Genomic DNA, 17,924 nt, shown 5'->3' on the forward strand with positions numbered 1-17,924 from the left:
TACTTAACGTCTAATAGTTAGTTAAATGAAAAGAGGTGTTTTATGGATAAAATTTCAACAAAAAAATTAGTTCAGAAAGCAAAAAAAGGAGATGGGCAAGCATTTGTTCACCTTTGTCAAAAATATGAAACAGTTTTATACAATGCTGCATATAAAATGCTATTAAACGAAGTCGACGTTGCTGATTGTTTACAAGAAACTGAACTATGTGCATGGGAAAAAATAACAACCTTAAAAAATGAACATGCGTTTAATTCATGGATTTTTAAAATAATGTTAAACCAAGTTCAAAATATTTTTAGAGAAAAGCAGAAAACAACTCACTGGATGGATACTTATTCTCCTGTTCCTGCTTTTGATGATTTATATGATTTGGATAAAGGATTACATAAATTACCTGATAATTATCGCGTTCCGCTAGTTATGTACTATTATGTTGGCTTTAGTATAAAAGAAATCGCTCAGCAACTTGATGTTTCAACAAATACCATCAAAATTCGCCTTTCTCGTGGTCGAAAAAAATTAAGGATATATTTAAAGGAGACATGGTAAATGGATAGAAAACGAAGTGATATATTAAAATATGAAAAAAAGATGCCTTTAGAAACAGTGGAACGTTTAAACACACAAAGAACTAAGATATTAATGGGAGAAATAAAACAATACAGACAGCCAAAGAAAAAAATATCGCGTAAACATTTAATTATAGGGCTAATTAGTATTGCTACGACTTTTACTTTGATAGTAAAAACACCCATTGGACGTGCCATAGAAGAGGTATTGGGGATTAGTCAAGATACAGGTGTTCAAACAGTAGAATCTTCTGGTGTTCCAACAAAACTAGAATTGCGGAGTGTACAAAATGAGCGAGAAATCGTATTAACAAAATTTGTATCGACAAAAAATAAAATGGCGTTTGATTATCAATTTAAGATTAAAGATCAAAAATTAAAAGAGTTATTACAGAAAAAAATCGCTAGAAATAATTATTCTCAAGATATTCAACTAGGGTTATTTAGAGAAGGAAGCAAAGAAGATTTATTTGGGGGTGTAAGTTCAACATCGTTATATAGAATCGAGAAGGATGTTTTTTATGGTTCAGTGCTTTCAACTTTCAATAAGCAAAAACTTGTTAGTCAAGATCAATTAACGCTCCATATCTACCGATTAGCTTGGGAAGATCAAGAACAGCATGATAATGAATTAAAAGAAGCAATCAAAGCAAGTAGCCGATCTTTTAGTGTTGAGAATGCATTAGAGTATCAAGGCGATTGGACGTTTAAAATTCCTTACCAACCCATTATGAAAGAAACGATACCTAGCATTAAAAACGTGAAAAAAATTAAAAATATTAAGGCCCAAAGTGATGCGCTTCAAACTACGCTGATTATGGATGTTCCAAATCCAGAAAAAAATAAAAAAAGTCGTGATATTCTAATTTCAGTTTATAAAAACGGTCTTGAGATACCTATTGCACGTCAGATTGGTAGTGGCTTTAATAAAGGGGAAGATGCTACAATTAACATTTCTTTTGACTTAAGTAGTTTGGATCATAAGTCATTATATAAAGTAATCGTTAGAAATTCTTATGAAGATGATGCAGCAGGAAAAGAATTAGGTTCGTTGGAGTTAAAAAATACTCAGAAATAATTGCTAAAAAGGTTATGGAAAATACAAATATTTTAATTAATATAACTACTAAAAAAAGCATCTTTTTTATTGAGCGTTGTCATTAAAAAAAGATGCTTTTATTTTCATTATCAATGGTTATCATTAGGATATTCAGACACCTGTAATTGCCATAACTTATCTGTCACTGAAGCAATAAACGCAGCACTCTTAGCATTATCAGGTCCTTTAGTAAAAATTGCTAAAGCAAAGGGGTGAGGTGTTTCTAAAATCCCCATATCATGAATAAATTCATCATAGGAACCAATTTTATGAGCAACTTTTCCTTGAGTTGTGGGAGTTTCCATTCTTTCATGGAAAACACTTTGTTTCATAGAATCATAAATCGCTTGGTAATCTGGTTTTGTTGCTTTTTCAGTATATAATCTTTGTAGAATAACTAGCGCATCTTCCGAAGAAAATTGTGGTTCTTCAATCGAAGGTGACTTGTGCAAATAACGCTGATACATTTCTCGTTTTGCTTTTGCATCACCACCCAATGTGTCATAGAGCATATTTTTAGCGATATTATCAGAATAGGTGATGGCATATTCTTGTAACGTTTTTAATGGATATTCTGGTTGGATATTATAGGCAATGATCCCAGTTCCTTCTTCATAATCTTCTTCGGCGTTGTAGGGAATCAGGTCTGTCCATTTTTTTTGACCAGAAGCAACCGTGTCGGCGACTAACATCGTCAGCGGCACTTTAATAGTACTAGCTGTATAAAATTCATGTTGGCCATTCACAGAACGTTGTTCGCCAGTTTCCAAATCTAAATAACTAATCCCGACCGTTCCTTCAAATTCTTTGACAGAAGCGACGAGCAGGTCATTTATTTTATCAAAAAATACTGTATTTGCTGAATTATTTTCTTCCTTGTCTTTCGTATGTTTCTCATGTTTGGCGGAATCAATTGTAACTTTTTGTTCAGATTCTTTGGCATAATCTTCGCCACGACTTGAGAAGAAGAAGCCCACAATTAGGAAAAAGCAAAGAAAGAAAATGGTGCCGTAAAGTGAGAGTTGCTGTTTCTTCAATGTAAAACCCTTTCCGTTTCTCTAATAGATATTTTTCTCAACTCCTTCATTTAATCATTTTTCGGATAAGAGCGCAAGCGTCTTTTTAACGGCACTACTGGTTTTGTTTCATTTGTTTTTGGAGTGCTTGCGATTGCTTTAATAGCTCTTTGCCGATAGTGGTATCTTTCACCAATAACCGCTGTAAGGGGCGATCGATGACTTGTTTGATGGAATGAATGTCTTGATTATTTAAAATGGCTGTTTCTTTACTAGAAAAAGATTTATGCGCGGTCAGTTGTAAACCAAACGAGTTGTACAACAATGTATAACCAGCAATTCCAGTAATTGTCTGATAAGATTTTGAAAAGCCGCCGTCAATTACGAGAAGCGTGCCATTTGCTTTGATTGGCGATTCGCCTTTTGTTCGTTTAACTGGTGTATGGCCATTAATGATATGTCGATTTTCACCAGTCACTTCAAATTCATCTAGGATTCTTTTACAAACTTCAACCGTATCACGCAAAGAGTAGTAAGGATTCTTTTCTTCATGATGTGTTTCTTTTTCAGCGAGAAAATAACGCTCAAAGGTTTTCATAGCTCGTTTGCCAAATAATGAGGAACCTTCGCCACACCAAAGATACCATAAACAATCTGTCGCATAGTCATCTGTAATAGCAGGCTGAGCGTATGCTTCTTCTAACATTTTCTGAAAGAAGTCAACTAAAGCTTTTCCTGAATAGGAGTGGCCTTTAAATGTATAAGCTTGAAAAGTACCGTCCGCATTCAGAGGCAGACAGCCATGGATCAATAAATTTTGATTATACACAAGGTAAAGAGAAGCTTTTTCCATTAGAAAGCGCATGTGTTTTGTTAACCGCGGCGAAGACTGAAATTGCGTTAATAAGTCATCAATTATCTGTTTTTCCTCACGTGTTAATTGGTAAGGCTGCTCTTCAGAAACGGTTTGAAAACAGCTGTTAATTAATGTATAACGACATTCGTCAAAAGTAATAGTTTCCCCTTGAATCTTATCTAAGCGTAGCCGATGTGCCAAGTTAAAATCAGGGCGTCGACCAATAATTTGCCCTTCTAGTTTTTCTTGAATAATGGCAATGGCTTGTTGCACACGCATCGCTACTTGTTTTTCATCTTCAGTTAACGCACGATAGGGATTTTTCTTGGGTGCAAAAGCAGGATTTTCTTTATACGTTTCTAAACTAAATTTTTTTAAGGCGGTTAAATCGATAGCATAACGTTCTTCTAACAAATCTAAATTTCCATAGCGAGCACAAATACGTACTACATTGGCTAAACAAGCCAGTGAACCACTATAAGCAGCCAGCCAAATCATATCGTGATTGCCTAGTTGAATATCCAAGGAGTGATAGGACATTAATCGGTCCATAATTTTATCTGGTGCTGGCCCCCGATCATAGATATCACCAATAACATGTAGGTGATCAATAATCAGACGTTGGATTAGATAAGCTAATTCTGTCACGAAACGTTTGGCTTCACCTAGTAAAATAATTTTTTCAATAATTTGTTGATAGTAACCGTTTTTGGTTGTTGTTTCATCATATTGATAAATCAATTCTTCGAGAATATACCCATAGGTTTCAGGAAGGGCTTTGCGAACTTTAGAACGTGTGTACTTCATCGAAGAAGAACGGACGATTTCAACCAGACGGCGAATCGTTAATAGCCACCATTCATAAGAGAGGGCGCTTTCATTTTCTAAAAGTGTTAATTTTTCTTCTGGATAGTAGATAATAAAACAAAGCTCGTCCATCTGATGGGCATTTAATTCTTGTTTAAATAAAAATTGAACTTTTTCTCTGATTCGCCCAGAACCATTTCTTAAAATATGGTCAAAAGCTTCAAATTCACCATGTAAATCACTGACAAAATGTTCTGTTCCTTTCGGTAAATTCAAAATTGCTTCCAAATTAATAATTTCTTCAATTTGTTGATCGCGGTTCAGTGTAGCCAAGTCATCTGCCTTCTTTCTTTTTCGTATATACCAATTTTTATTTAAAAGATTAAAGTCTTGATAATAAAGGTTTTTTATTCATATGCCAATTATTGTAGGCTATTTGGCGAAAAAAAGCAACAGGAGAAAGTCAGAGAAAAATGTGGAAAATTATAGGAAGCTACTGGGTTTTATGCTATGATTTTTAATAAAACAAAATGAAGGGGCGGGAAAACATGTTATTTGGTACAGCAAAAATGAATCGGGAAGATCATTTAGAAATCGGTGGTTGTGACACCGTAAAGTTGGCGCAAAAATTCGGGACGCCGTTATTTGTCTATGATGTCGCTCGTATTCGCGCACAAGCACGTGGTTTTAAACAAACGTTAAATCAATTAGGTATCAAAAATAAAGTGGTTTATGCAAGTAAAGCATTTAGTTGTTTAGCTATTTATCAAGTGTTAAAGGAAGAAGATATTGCTTGTGATGTTGTCTCTGGTGGAGAACTATTCACAGCTTTAAAAGGGGGCATGGAGCCAGCGGAAATTGAATTCCATGGAAATAACAAAACCCCTGAAGAATTACGTTACGCCTTGGATAACAAAATAGGTACAATTGTCATTGATAATTTTTACGAAATTGACTTGTTGGAAGAATTATTAGCTACACGAAACCAAACACAAAAAGTTCTTTTTCGGGTGAGTCCTGGCGTGGATGCAGAAACACATGATTACATTTTGACAGGCCAAGAAGATTCAAAATTTGGTTTTGATGTTGCAAGTGGCCAGGCGACAGAAGCACTCGTTCGCCTTTTATCAAATCCCTCTTTTGATGTACAAGGGGTCCATTGCCATATTGGCTCGCAAATTTTTGCTGTGGAAGGCTTTTTAGCTGCTGTTGAAAAAATGTTCACTATTTTAGAAGACTGGCGGCAAGTCCATCAATTTACAGCACATGTTTTAAATATGGGTGGTGGTTTTGGTGTGCAGTACACGCAGCAAGATGAGCCATTAGCACCAGCAACATTTGTTGAAAAAATTGTTTATTCCTTGAAAGGTCATTGTGAACAATTAGGGTATCCACTGCCTGAGCTTTGGATTGAACCAGGCCGCAGTTTAATTGCCGAAGCGGGCACAACGATATATACAGTTGGCGCGCAAAAAGAGGTTCCTGGTGTTCGTCATTTTGTTTCCGTAGATGGTGGCATGGGTGATAATATACGGCCTGCTTTGTATCAAGCAGTTTATGATGGTTTTCTAGCGAATCGTGATGGGCATGATTCAGTCAAGAAAGTCACAGTGGTTGGTAAATATTGCGAATCAGGAGATGTCTTACTTCGAGATATTTTATTGCCAGAAGTTAAAGCAGGGGATTTATTGGCCATTAGTAGTACGGGAGCTTACGGTTATTCAATGGCAAGTAATTACAACCGAAATCCTCGACCAGCGGTGGTTTTTGTCGAAGATGGACAAGCAAAATTAGTTGCTCGCCGTGAGACATATGAAGATATGACAACGTTGGATTGTTGATAGATTAAAAGTAGCCGCCTCTTTTTGAGACGGCTGTTTTTTTTCAAAAAATAACAAAATGTAAGGGTGATTTCTTTCAGAAATGAAAAATCCATAGTATATTAAATGAAGAAGGAAATACTTTAGAAGAGGGTGTGATTTGCAGATGAAATGGCTCCTCGGGTTACTGATCATTTTTGCAATGATTGGCGTTGTTTTTTCTTTTTACATTGCCAATTATTTTTTGAAAATTGCGTTGCTTAAAGACAACCCTTGGTATCATAAAAAAGGGCATCGGTTATTAAATCCTGATAATTTTCAAGAACGGGAAACAAGATATACAAAAATAGAAGAACAACAAAAACAAGAAGGCGAAGCTTTTTGGACAGAGTCTTTTGCTGAAGATCGTTGGTTGAAAATTAAAGATGAAACATTGTATGCACGGTGCTTTATTCCTTATCCAGATAACCATCGTTGGGCGATTTGTGTGCATGGTTATCGTTCAAACGGAAAACGCGATATGGCATATACTGCATTACGTTTTGCAGAAGAAGGCTACAATGTTTTAGTTCCCGATTTGCGTGCGCACGGGAAAAGTTCAGGGAATAAAATTGGGATGGGATGGCTGGATCGGTTAGATTTATTAAGTTGGATTAGTGAAGTTCTTGCCATTGATATGGAAGCAGAAATTATTTTAGTGGGCGGTTCCATGGGAGCGGCTACTGTCATGATGGCAAGTGGTGAAAAGTTACCAACGAATGTCCGCGGATTAATAGTGGATTGTGGCTACACTTCTGTTTATGATGAATTTAAATATGTCCTACATGAATCTTTTCATTTACCCGCTTTTCCTATTTTAACAATTGCTAATCAATTAGCATTAAATAACTATGGCTTTCAATTGAAAACCGCTTCTTCCGTGAGAAAATTACACAAAAATACGTTGCCCACATTCTTTATTCACGGTACAGGTGATCGCTTTGTTCCAATGATAATGTTTGAAGAAAATTTAGCGGCAACTCAGGGGATAAAAAAAGGTCTCATTGTGGCTAAAGCACCACATTTATCTTCAAGTGTCTACGAACCTGAAAATTATTACAGTAGTATTTTTGAGTTTTTGGAAGAAAACTGTCCTGCAGTAAAAACAACATCCGACTAAAAAAGACATGGATTTTCATGATTCCATGTCTTTTTTTGTCTGACTCGTTTAGCTAAATTTAAAGTGCTTAAAAAGAAAAATAATAAAGTTGGACTAGCAAACTATTAGCTAAACAAAAAACCACATAAAAAAACTAATCAGTCAGTTCTTTCAGGCGGTTTTTATCATTAATCAAAGTCTCGAAATAACTAGCGAATACCTAAAGCAATTCGTGCGTAACGGCTCATTTTATCCGTTGTCCAAGCAGGGTACCAGACTAATTTTACTTCGATATTATTCACTTCAGGAATATCTTTTAAAACACCATGGATTTGTTCTGTTAAAACATCTGCTAACGGACAACCCATTGTGGTTAAGGTCATTTTGATGACAGTATCACCAGTTTCTTCTGCAAATTCAACTTCATAAATTAGTCCTAAATTAACAATATCGATGCCTAATTCAGGGTCAATCACTGTTTCTAATGCAGTTAAAATATCTTCTTTAATTGCTTCAACTTCTTCGGTTGAGCGTTGTTGAGGTTGTTCACTCATTCGTCTTCTACTCCTTTGCAAGTTGCCTCTTTACTATCATACCTTTTTTAGGAATGTTTGTAAATGAGAAGTATCTCACATGTCCTGGAATTTACTGATTTATTAAAAAGCTCATAAAACTTGAGATTCATTTTATTTTAATCTAAATCTCATTATTTTGTTGACATTAGAAAATAATGAGTTTAGAATGGTCGATAACAATCTAAATTTAATTTTTGGATGTTTTTAAAAAACTGAATTTTCAGTCAATTTAAAAATGTCAAAGGGAGGATTTTATGAAAATTAAGCAGGTACATGTTAGGGCATCGAAAATTAAACTGAAAGAAACATTTACGATCGCTTTGGGGGCGATAGAATCAGCGGATAGTGCGATTGTAGAAATTGAAACAGAAGAGGGACTCATTGGATATGGAGAAGGAGGGCCAGGCATTTTTATTACCGGTGAAACGTTGGCTGGCACGATTGAAACGATCGAATTATTTGGCCAAGCAATCATTGGCTTAAACCCCTTTAATATTGAGAAAATTCATGAAGTGATGGATAAAATATCTGCTTTCGCTCCAGCGGCAAAAGCAGCAATCGATATTGCTTGTTATGATTTGATGGGTCAGAAAGCTCAACTGCCTCTTTATCAATTGTTAGGCGGCTATGATAACCAAGTAATAACGGATATTACACTAGGTATTGATGAACCAAATGTGATGGCACAAAAAGCCGTCGAAAAAGTCAAACTAGGTTTTGATACATTAAAAATTAAAGTCGGAACAGGAATTGAAGCTGATATCGCAAGAGTAAAAGCGATTCGTGAAGCAGTTGGCTTTGATATCAAGCTCCGCTTAGATGCGAATCAGGCTTGGACACCCAAAGATGCAGTTAAAGCGATTCAAGAATTAGCAGATTATCAAATTGAATTAGTGGAACAGCCAGTTAAAAGGCGCGATTTAGAAGGTCTAAAATACGTTACCTCACAAGTCAATACGACAATTATGGCTGATGAAAGCTGTTTTGATGCTCAAGATGCGTTGGAATTAGTTAAAAAAGGCACAGTCGATGTTATCAATATAAAATTCATGAAGTGTGGCGGCATTCATGAAGCGCTGAAAATTAATCAGATTTGTGAAACAGCAGGTATCGAATGCATGATTGGTTGCATGGCGGAAGAAACAACCATTGGCATCACGGCTGCTGCCCATTTAGCTGCTGCTCAAAAGAATATCACACGAGCAGATTTAGATGCGACATTCGGTTTAGAAACTGCGCCCGTAACTGGGGGCGTATCCTTAGAAGCAAAACCATTATTGGAATTAGGAGAAGCAGCTGGATTAGGCATTTCTCATTAAAAAAGGAGTAAAGCAAATGAAGTATGATTTAAAGTATCTTAGTGTTCCTTTGCCTGAGGAAATTCAAAGGGTGAAAGAATTTGGCGATTTTGCAAGTGCGGATATTGCCATTGATTTTTGGTTGACAAAAGAACTTCCGCAGGCATTAAAAGAACGTTTGATAATTGAAAAAGATGTCATTAAAATGATGCGTATGAATGAGTATCCTCATAGCTTTGCAAAAGCTGATCAAATGATGAGAGATACTTTTCAGGATTATCAAACAGAGGAATTAATTCGTTTAAAAGAAACGGGATTAGTGGACTGGGTTTATATTGACGGTGAACCGTATTTCCAACTTCGATTTTTGGCCAATTTAATTAAAACAAATGCGGCATATGTTGCACGTTTGCGGGAAGCAGAAAGCAATCAATTAGAAATTCTCCGCAAAAAAGAACTAAAAGAGAACATCGAACAAATGCAAAAAAACGGTGGTAGAAAAGTGAGAACAACAATTAAAGCCACCATTCAGGTGAAAAAAGAATTTGAGCGTCCAGGTGAGCGTGTTTGTGTCCATTTGCCGCTGCCCAAAGCGTGTCAACAACAATCAGAAATTGAAATCCTAGCTACGTCACCTGAAGCAACCTATATAGCGGCAGAAGATGCGCCTCAACGAACACTGTGTTTTGAAACAATCTTAAAAGAAAATCAAACGTTTACAGTTGAATATTGTTATGTTAATCGGATGGTTTACCAACAGTTAGAAGAAAATAACGTAGACAAAATGCAACCAAGCTTTGATTTAGAGGAACAGTTACCGCATATTCGATTCACGCCTTATTTAAGAAATTTAGCAGATGAGATTGTAGGCGATGAAAGTAATCCCTTAAAAAAGGCACGCTTGATTTATGACTTTGTGACGACAAAGATTCATTATTCTTTCATGCGTGAATATTTTACAATTTCCAATATTTCAGAGTATGCTGCAACTAATTTAAAAGGTGACTGCGGCGTGCAAGCGATTTTGTTTATCACGCTTTGTCGGATTGCAGGGATACCAGCCAAATGGCAATCGGGATTATATGTTTCTACACATTATACAGGCTGTCATGATTGGGCACAATTTTATATAGAACCGTACGGCTGGCTCTTTGCGGATTTATCTTTTGGCGGAGGTGCTTACCGAGACGGGGATAGACAGCGGTGGAATCATTATTTCGGCAATTTAGATGTTTTTAGAATGGTCGCAAATAGTGAGATCCAGGCAGACTTTCAGCCGGCGAAAATGCAATTGCGTGCAGACCCAATTGACAACCAGCGGGGAGAATTTGAGTACGAAAATGAGGGCTTGCCCTACGCATGCTTGATAGTTTCGCAAGAACGGCTTTCCATGGAAGAGTTGCCGTTTGATTGACACATAGGGGGAATAGTATGAAAAAGTTAAAAATGATGGGGATTATGTTATTTGTTAGTACGGTCTTGGTAGGTTGTGGCACAACAGCAGAAACAAAAAGAGACGAGAAAGCAACTGAGAAAACCAGTGTCTCGAAAAAAGTTTTAAATTTAATGGAGAACTCGGAAATCGGTTCAATGGATTCTATTTTTACACAAGATGAAGCCAGTATTAACGCACAGTCCAATGTCTTTGAAGGGCTATATCAATTAGATGAGAAGGATCAACTGATACCTGCTGCCGCTAAAGAGATGCCTGAAATTTCTGAAGATGGCAAACGATATACCATTAAACTAAGAGAAGATGGCAAGTGGTCCAATGGTGATGCTGTAACAGCCGATGATTTTGTTTTTGCTTGGCGTAAATTAGCGAATCCCAAAAACCAAGCCAATTACTTTTTCTTGTTAGAAGGAACGATTCTGAACGGAACAGCTATTACAAAAGAGGAAAAAGCACCAGAGGAATTGGGTGTCAAAGCGCTTGATGATTATACTTTGGAGGTTACTTTGGAAAAGCCTGTACCGTATTTTACGTCGTTATTGGCATTTTCTCCATTTTTCCCACAAAACGAAGCATTCGTGAAAGAAAAAGGACAAGCCTATGGCACTTCTAGTGAAATGATTGTATCTAATGGTCCGTTTTTAATGAAAAATTGGGATCAGTCAGCGATGTCGTGGGATTTTGTGCGTAATCCCGACTATTACGATAAAGAAAAAGTAAAATCAGAAACGATTCATTTTGAAGTTCTTAAAGAAACCAATACCGTTTATAATTTGTACGAATCAGGTGAATTAGATGTGGCTGTCTTAACAGGAGATTTTGCTAAACAAAATCGAGACAACCCAGACTATGAAGCAATCGAACGGTCAAAAGTCTATTCCTTACGTTTAAACCAAAAAAGAAACGAAAAACCATCCATTTTTGCAAATGAGAATGTCCGCAAAGCTTTAGCTTATGGTTTGGATAAAAAAAGTTTAGTCGATAATATTTTAGCAGATGGTTCAAAAGAAATTTATGGGTACATTCCAGAAAAATTTGTATATAACCCAGAAACGAATGAAGATTTTCGCCAAGAAGCAGGCGCCCTTATCAAAACAGACGCCAAAAAAGCCAAAGAGTATTTAGATAAAGCAAAAGCAGAGCTAAACGGAGATGTAGCCATTGAACTTCTTTCAAGAGATGGTGATAGTGATCGAAAAGTTGCTGAATTTATCCAAGGCCAGTTACAAGAAACGTTGCCAGGTCTCACTATTAATGTCAAAACAGTTCCTTTAAATAATGCGATTGAATTGATGAGAAAAGGGGATTATGAATTGTCTGTTGGCATGTGGGGACCCGATTATCAGGATCCAATGACTTTTTTAGAAAGCTCAGTTAGTGGTAACCGTATGAACTATTCTAGCCCAACGTTTGATCAACTAATTGAAGAAGCAACAACTAAATACGCAAATGATCCTGAAACTCGTTGGCAAACATTAATTAAAGCTGAAAAAGTATTGGTGGAAGAAGATGCCGCTTTAATTCCTTTATACCAAGAGGCCCGTAGTCAGCTTGTACGACCAGGTGTCAAAGGTATTCAGTATCATAACTTCGGTGCAACGAGCACATATAAGTATGCCTATAAAGAATAAATTAGTGAACAAAAGTACCTTTAGCTGAAGGTACTTTTTTCCCGATAAGAGTTTCTTTTTTGTTAATAGTCAACAATTAATAAAAAAATAATTGAAAAAGGTTGACAAAAATAATGATACTCGTTAGAATAAGCACTGTTAACAAATGAATAGCGTTTTCATGTGACTAGATAATACTAGGCATGGAAGAATTTCGTAATACAATGTGGTGTACAATGGTTACGCAACATGTTTAACGGGATTGTTCTATGCTTTTTTTGTTGTTTTCACTGAAAATGTTAGAATTACTTCTGCAGAAGAGGGTCATTTATGAAAATTAAAAAGGTGCTAAATCAAAATGCTGTACTTGTTCTTGACGAAGGACAGGAGAAAGTAGCTGTCGGTAAAGGCGTCGGGTTTAATAAGACTAAAAATGATGTCTTATCTCGACAATTGGTGGAGCGGATGTTTGTGATGGAGCCAGAAGGACTGAAAAAACTTCAAGTACTGCTATCACAAATTGAAGACAAATACTTTTTAGCGAGTGAAGAAATTATCCAACATGCTGAAACGGTATTGGGTGAAAAGTTGAATGAACATATTAATATTGGGTTGAGTGATCACATTGCTTTTGCAGCTGAAAATATTCAAAATAATATTATTGTTCGGAACAAGCTTTTAAGTGAAATTGAGATTTTATATAGTGAAGAATTTGCTATTGCTCAATGGGCTGTAGAATATTTAACACAAACCTTAGAGATTCCATTTAGTTATGATGAAGCGGGATATATTGCAATTCATATCCATAGTGCTCGCAGCGGGCGTACTGATAATAGTAAAAGTATCCGTGAAGTTACAATCGTTTCTGAAATTATTCATTTAATCGAGCAGGAATTGGCTATTGATATTCATGATGATAAAAATAGTCTCAGTTATTCACGTTTGGTGAATCATTTACGTTTGTTTATTCATCGCTTCCAACAAAATCAATATGCTGTTTTAGATGAAGAAATTTTGGAAGTCGTAAAGAAAAAGTATGCTGAAAGCTATGAAATCTCAAAAAAAGTACAAGTCTTATTAATGAGAAATTTTCATTATCAAGTACCAAATGAAGAACTTGGTTATTTATCGATTCACATTGAACGATTAAGAATGACCAAATAATAAAAATTAAATAGTTTATGTGAGGAGTTACGTATAATGAAAGCGTATATGCAAAGAATGGGACGTTCGTTAATGTTACCAGTTGCTGTATTACCGGCGGCTTCTTTATTAGTCGGTATTGCTAACTGGATCGTGGGAACAATCGGCGCTAGTCCAGCCACAACTTTTCTAATGAATGGTGGTTTGGCTATCTTAAACAACTTAGCATTATTATTTGCGGTTGGTTTAGCGTTAGGAATGTCAAAAGATAAAGATGGATCGGCAGCATTAGCTGGTTTAGTCGCTTATTTAGTGCCAAAAACTGTTTTAGCGCCTGCTTCTATCCAAGCCATTAAAGGCTTCAAGGATATTGCTGAAGTAAACCCAGCCTTCAACAGCATGGACAACAATGTCTTTGTCGGGATTGTCGCTGGTTTAGTTGCCGCGGCAATGTATAATCGTTTCTCTGGTGTGAAATTGCCAATGGCTTTATCATTCTTTAGTGGAAAACGTTTAGTTCCTATTATGTCAGCTATTTCGATGTTAGCAATCTCAGCTGTCTTATTCTTCTTCTGGCCAGTTGTTTATAACGGATTAGTTGCTTTTGGTAAAGGAATCTCTAGCTTAGGTTTCGTAGGAGCTGGCTTGTATGGTTTCTTTAACCGACTATTAATTCCAACAGGCTTACACCATGCCTTGAATTCTGTTTTCTGGTTTGATGTTGCTGGTATCAATGATATTGGGAACTTTTTAGCTGGTCAACAAGCGTTAGATACTGGTAAAGCAATTGTAGGACAAACAGGGATGTACCAAGCTGGTTTCTTCCCAGTAATGATGTTTGGTTTACCAGCAGGTGCGTTTGCTATTTATCAATGTGCACGTCCTGAGAAGAAAAAAGTTACAGCTTCATTAATGTTAGCTGCTGGTTTTGCGGCTTTCTTTACAGGCGTTACTGAACCTTTAGAATTCTCATTTATGTTCGTTGCTTGGCCTTTATATGTTTTACATGCAGTCTTTACAGGTATTTCTTTAGCATTCGCTGCGTTTATGCATTGGACAGCTGGCTTTGCCTTTAGTGCAGGTTTTGTAGACTTCTTCTTAAGTTTGAAAAACCCAGTCGCAAATCACCCAATGATGTTGGTGGTTCAAGGACTTGTCTTTGCAGCAATTTACTACTTCGGTTTCCGTTTTGCAATCACTAAGTTTAACTTAATGACACCAGGACGTGAAGAAGGCGATGGCGAAGAAACGCCAGATGTTGCAGAAGGCGACAACAAATTTGCTTCTCTAGCTCGTCGTATTTATGATGGTTTAGGCGCTGATGCTAATGTAACTTCTATTGATAACTGTACAACTCGTTTACGCTTAACAGTGAAAGATACAGGCAAAGTGGATCAAGCAAAAATTAAAGCAACTGGGGTTCCTGGTGTGAAAGTCATTGATGACACAAATATCCAAGTGATCGTTGGTACGGAAGTACAATTTGTTGCTGACGAAATGCAACGATTATATAACCACCAAGCGCCAGCAACACCAGTCAAAGGAACAACTGTTTCTAAACCAGTTGTTGAAGAAAAAGCACCAGTTTCAACGAAAGAAACTGAATTATATTCTGTAGCGAATGGTAAAGTTATTCCTATTTCTGAAGTACCAGATGATGTTTTCTCAGCAAAAATGATGGGTGACGGTTTTGCTGTCGTACCAACAGACGGCGAAGTTTCAACACCTGTTGCTGGTAAAATTACTAGCATTTTCCCAACAAAACATGCGTTAGGTATCCAAACAGATTCAGGCATTGAAGTATTATTACACATGGGTCTAGATACTGTTGAGTTACAAGGTGGACCATTTACATTACATGTTGAAGAAGGCCAAGTTGTAAAACAAGGCGATAAAATTGCAACCATTGATTTAGCCGCATTAGAACAAGCTGGCAAAAAATCAGATTTAATTGTTGTTTTCACAAATCAAGATATCGTTGCTCAATACGATTTACAAAAAGCAGGTCAAACAACTTCAATGAATGATGTAATCGGAAATGTTACCGTAAAATAAAAGTAAAAAAGGGCTAGCCGCAAGGCAGCCCTTTTTTTGTATTCTTTGAAAGTATTAGTGTCTGTAGAGCCAGTAATAAAAATCGCTTGCTCTACAGGTTTTTATTTATAAATAGCCTTAGAAAGTTTCGCATAATCGAACACTTTAACCACTCACAAAAATGGCCAATGTAACGGACAGAAAACAAGGAAGCGTTTTCTTTTATATGGATTATAATAAATATATCAAGGAGGGGTTGCTATGAGTTCGAAAAAAGAACGTGGACAAAAATTGTTGTTACTTCTCTCAAAAAAACAAGATTATATGACTGCAGAAGAATTGGCAAACTGCCTAAGTACTTCTCCTAAGACAGTTTATCGTTTGATAAAAAAAATTAACGATGAATTTTCAGAAGGTTCACTCATATTATCTGAGAAAGGACGAGGATACAAGCTAGACTATGAACGATTTATGGAACAGAATCGACATTTAGTCGAAAAAGAAAGTGATTTTTCGCCAAGGGAAAGACGCAATCGAATTCTGGAGGAATTGTTGTTAGCTTCTCCACAAGCTAAAAATGTTTATGAATTATTTGCAAGATATTATGTTGGTGATTCTGTGATATTTAGCGATGAACAACAATTATCCGAAGATTTAAAGAAATATGATTTAACACTCAAACGGAAAAATCGAACGTTGGCAATTATCGGGGAGGAAAGAGCTATCAGGAAAGCCATTTCCGATAGAATACAACTGTTGAACATTATCGATATTGAGGATCTTCGAAACAACAAAGCATTAAATTTTAATAATTATGATGTCCTTTTTACGTTAGATCAAGTCAGGAACATTGAAAAAAAATTGGATATTACTATTCCACATCCATATAACGTAAACATCTTTTCGCATCTTTATATCTTAATTAGTCGTTCACGAAAAGTAGCTATTTCTGAAAAATACCAATTATCTAACGAAGAAGAACAAGAATTAACAAAGGACTTAGTACTCAAAAAGGTCGCGCAAACAACGATTCAACAGATTGAAACTTATTTAAATAAGAGACTGCCTAACGTTGAAATTTATTACTTATATCAATATTTGGTTTCTTCTAGGATGCAAGGTTCATTTAGTAAAGTAACTAATTTTTCTTTCAAAGTAATGCAAATTACTCAATTTTATTTAGAGGAAATGAGTGCACAACTAAAAATTTTAACTGATAATGATCAGCTACTTCTTGAATTGGCTAGTCATATAAAACCAATGATAAATCGTCTTGAAAACGGCATACATGTTAAGAATAGTTTATTGGATCAAATAAAAATGACGTATGAAACAATTTTCAGAAAAATTGTGCAAGTTTCTAAGCAAGTAAGTAAAAACTATCAACTGCCGGCTATAAACGAAGACGAGAATGGGTTTATTACATTGTATTTTGCGCGAATGATTGAAACCAATCAGTTACCTATTCGTACTTTGATTATGTGTACCACTGGAATTGGCACTTCAGAACTATTGAGAGTAAAAGTTGAAAAGAAATTCCCTGAATTACAAATTGTTGAAATTATTGCCACACGAAATATAAGGAAATCATTAAAAGATTATTCTGATATTGAATTGATTCTTACAACGATTCATTTACAGGAAAAGGTCCCCATTAAATCATTGTTGGTAAGTGCCATGTTTACAATGGATGATCAGTATCGATTACAAAGAAAAGTTGAGGAAATCTATCATGAACGTTAATCCTTTATACCAAGTTTTCCTAAACCAAGAACTTCTTTCAAAACAGCAAGTATATCAATTCATTGCAGAAACAGCAGCGCCTTTGTTAACGCCCCAAGAAAAAAAGCAGATTGAGGAATCTTTGGTAAATCGTGAGAAGATGGGAAGTAATCAGATTGCAGAGCAAATTGTCTTGCCACATTTAGAAAATGCACTCTTGAAAAAAAGTGAAATATATCTGATTGGCTTAAAAACAGAAATCCAAGCATGGACGGCAGACATTAAGCAAGTGAAATTAATTATTGTCATCTTACTAAAAGAAAATGAACGGTTAAAAGTAAAAAAAGAAATCAGTCGATTTACTAGAAAATTAGCAAATGAAGACTTCTTAGAAAAGTTGTTGCGTTTAAAAACAGAAACAGATTTTTATAAAATTATAGAAAAATTTGAGGAGGAAAAATAATGAAGATAGTCGGCGTAGCAGCCTGCACAGTAGGAATTGCTCACACATATATCGCACAAGAAAAATTGGAGAACGCTGCAAAAAAAGCAGGAGTTGAGATCCATGTAGAAACACAAGGGACCATTGGGATTGAAAACAAACTAACGGATGAACAAATTAAGGAAGCGGACATTGTTATATTAGCCATTGATGTAAAAATTTCTGGAAGAGAGCGTTTTGATGGGAAACGAATCATTCAAGTACCTACAGAAGTTGCTGTAAAATCACCCACTAAACTAATTGAAAAAGCAGAAGAAGTTATGACACAAGAAAAGTAAC

Annotated in this window: 15 protein-coding genes; 12 read left to right on the plus strand and 3 right to left on the minus strand. The window is 35.9% G+C overall.

All coding sequences use genetic code 11. From position 1 onward, the window contains the following. The first annotated feature begins 42 nt into the window (after positions 1 to 42). Complete coding sequence (locus AB3I34_RS02225) at positions 43 to 552, plus strand: RNA polymerase sigma factor (protein ID WP_002357670.1); 510 nt, start codon at positions 43 to 45, stop codon at positions 550 to 552. Beyond that, entirely contained in the window at positions 553 to 1,650 is a 1,098-nt protein-coding gene (locus tag AB3I34_RS02230; RefSeq protein WP_085444245.1) for a hypothetical protein, read from the plus strand. 110 nt (positions 1,651 to 1,760) lie between these two features. Here the strand turns inward: AB3I34_RS02230 and AB3I34_RS02235 are convergent, their stop codons facing one another. Together AB3I34_RS02235 and AB3I34_RS02240 are read right to left on the minus strand one after the other, a co-directional pair. Continuing rightward, a complete protein-coding gene (locus AB3I34_RS02235) occupies positions 1,761 to 2,648 on the minus strand; it encodes a serine hydrolase (protein WP_002366651.1) in 888 nt (295 codons plus the stop codon). A gap of 154 nt (positions 2,649 to 2,802) precedes the next feature. Next, positions 2,803 to 4,683 carry a fructose-bisphosphatase class III gene (locus AB3I34_RS02240; protein ID WP_010712430.1) on the minus strand — a complete coding sequence of 627 codons (1,881 nt, stop codon included), beginning with the start codon at positions 4,681 to 4,683 and terminating at the stop codon, positions 2,803 to 2,805. Between the two features lie 197 nt (positions 4,684 to 4,880). Between AB3I34_RS02240 and lysA the strand changes: the two genes are divergently transcribed. After that, the gene (gene lysA / locus AB3I34_RS02245) at positions 4,881 to 6,191 is read left to right on the plus strand and encodes a diaminopimelate decarboxylase (protein WP_025189372.1); all 1,311 of its coding nucleotides are present in this window, start codon (positions 4,881 to 4,883) and stop codon (positions 6,189 to 6,191) included. Between the two features lie 145 nt (positions 6,192 to 6,336). Next, positions 6,337 to 7,329: an alpha/beta hydrolase gene (locus AB3I34_RS02250; RefSeq protein WP_025189373.1), complete on the plus strand. Its 993-nt coding sequence runs from the start codon at positions 6,337 to 6,339 to the stop codon at positions 7,327 to 7,329. A 188-nt stretch (positions 7,330 to 7,517) separates the two neighbouring features. On the opposite strand, the gene AB3I34_RS02255 is transcribed toward AB3I34_RS02250, so the two are convergent. Next, on the minus strand, positions 7,518 to 7,862 hold the full coding sequence (locus tag AB3I34_RS02255; protein ID WP_002357660.1) for a metal-sulfur cluster assembly factor: 345 nt from the start codon (positions 7,860 to 7,862) through the stop codon (positions 7,518 to 7,520). Positions 7,863 to 8,137: 275 nt separating this feature from the next. Between AB3I34_RS02255 and AB3I34_RS02260 the strand changes: the two genes are divergently transcribed. The 8 genes from AB3I34_RS02260 to AB3I34_RS02295 all read left to right on the plus strand — a co-directional run bounded on the left by AB3I34_RS02260 (position 8,138) and on the right by AB3I34_RS02295 (position 17,923). Next, on the plus strand, positions 8,138 to 9,202 hold the full coding sequence (locus tag AB3I34_RS02260; RefSeq protein WP_010712433.1) for a dipeptide epimerase: 1,065 nt from the start codon (positions 8,138 to 8,140) through the stop codon (positions 9,200 to 9,202). A gap of 16 nt (positions 9,203 to 9,218) precedes the next feature. Then, positions 9,219 to 10,595 carry a transglutaminase-like domain-containing protein gene (locus AB3I34_RS02265; protein WP_010712434.1) on the plus strand — a complete coding sequence of 459 codons (1,377 nt, stop codon included), beginning with the start codon at positions 9,219 to 9,221 and terminating at the stop codon, positions 10,593 to 10,595. A gap of 17 nt (positions 10,596 to 10,612) precedes the next feature. After that, positions 10,613 to 12,265, plus strand: coding sequence for a peptide ABC transporter substrate-binding protein (locus AB3I34_RS02270; protein WP_010712435.1), 1,653 nt, complete (start codon positions 10,613 to 10,615; stop codon positions 12,263 to 12,265). 309 nt (positions 12,266 to 12,574) lie between these two features. Then, positions 12,575 to 13,408: a PRD domain-containing protein gene (locus tag AB3I34_RS02275; protein ID WP_002357655.1), complete on the plus strand. Its 834-nt coding sequence runs from the start codon at positions 12,575 to 12,577 to the stop codon at positions 13,406 to 13,408. Between the two features lie 36 nt (positions 13,409 to 13,444). Continuing rightward, the gene (nagE, locus tag AB3I34_RS02280; protein ID WP_010712436.1) at positions 13,445 to 15,442 is read left to right on the plus strand and encodes an N-acetylglucosamine-specific PTS transporter subunit IIBC; all 1,998 of its coding nucleotides are present in this window, start codon (positions 13,445 to 13,447) and stop codon (positions 15,440 to 15,442) included. 240 nt (positions 15,443 to 15,682) lie between these two features. Beyond that, positions 15,683 to 17,164 (plus strand): PRD domain-containing protein, encoded by a 1,482-nt coding sequence (locus tag AB3I34_RS02285; protein ID WP_002377464.1) that lies wholly within the window; start codon positions 15,683 to 15,685, stop codon positions 17,162 to 17,164. Next, positions 17,154 to 17,606, plus strand: a complete 453-nt coding sequence (locus tag AB3I34_RS02290) for a PTS sugar transporter subunit IIA (RefSeq protein WP_010712437.1) — start codon at positions 17,154 to 17,156, stop codon at positions 17,604 to 17,606. The genes AB3I34_RS02285 and AB3I34_RS02290 overlap by 11 nt, the downstream gene beginning before the upstream one ends. Further along, entirely contained in the window at positions 17,606 to 17,923 is a 318-nt protein-coding gene (locus AB3I34_RS02295; protein WP_002357651.1) for a PTS fructose transporter subunit IIB, read from the plus strand. The genes AB3I34_RS02290 and AB3I34_RS02295 overlap by 1 nt, the downstream gene beginning before the upstream one ends. The last annotated feature ends 1 nt before the right edge of the window (position 17,924 follow it).

Source organism: Enterococcus sp. C102(2024), from assembly GCF_040888205.1.
Lineage (GTDB): Bacteria > Bacillota > Bacilli > Lactobacillales > Enterococcaceae > Enterococcus > Enterococcus faecalis.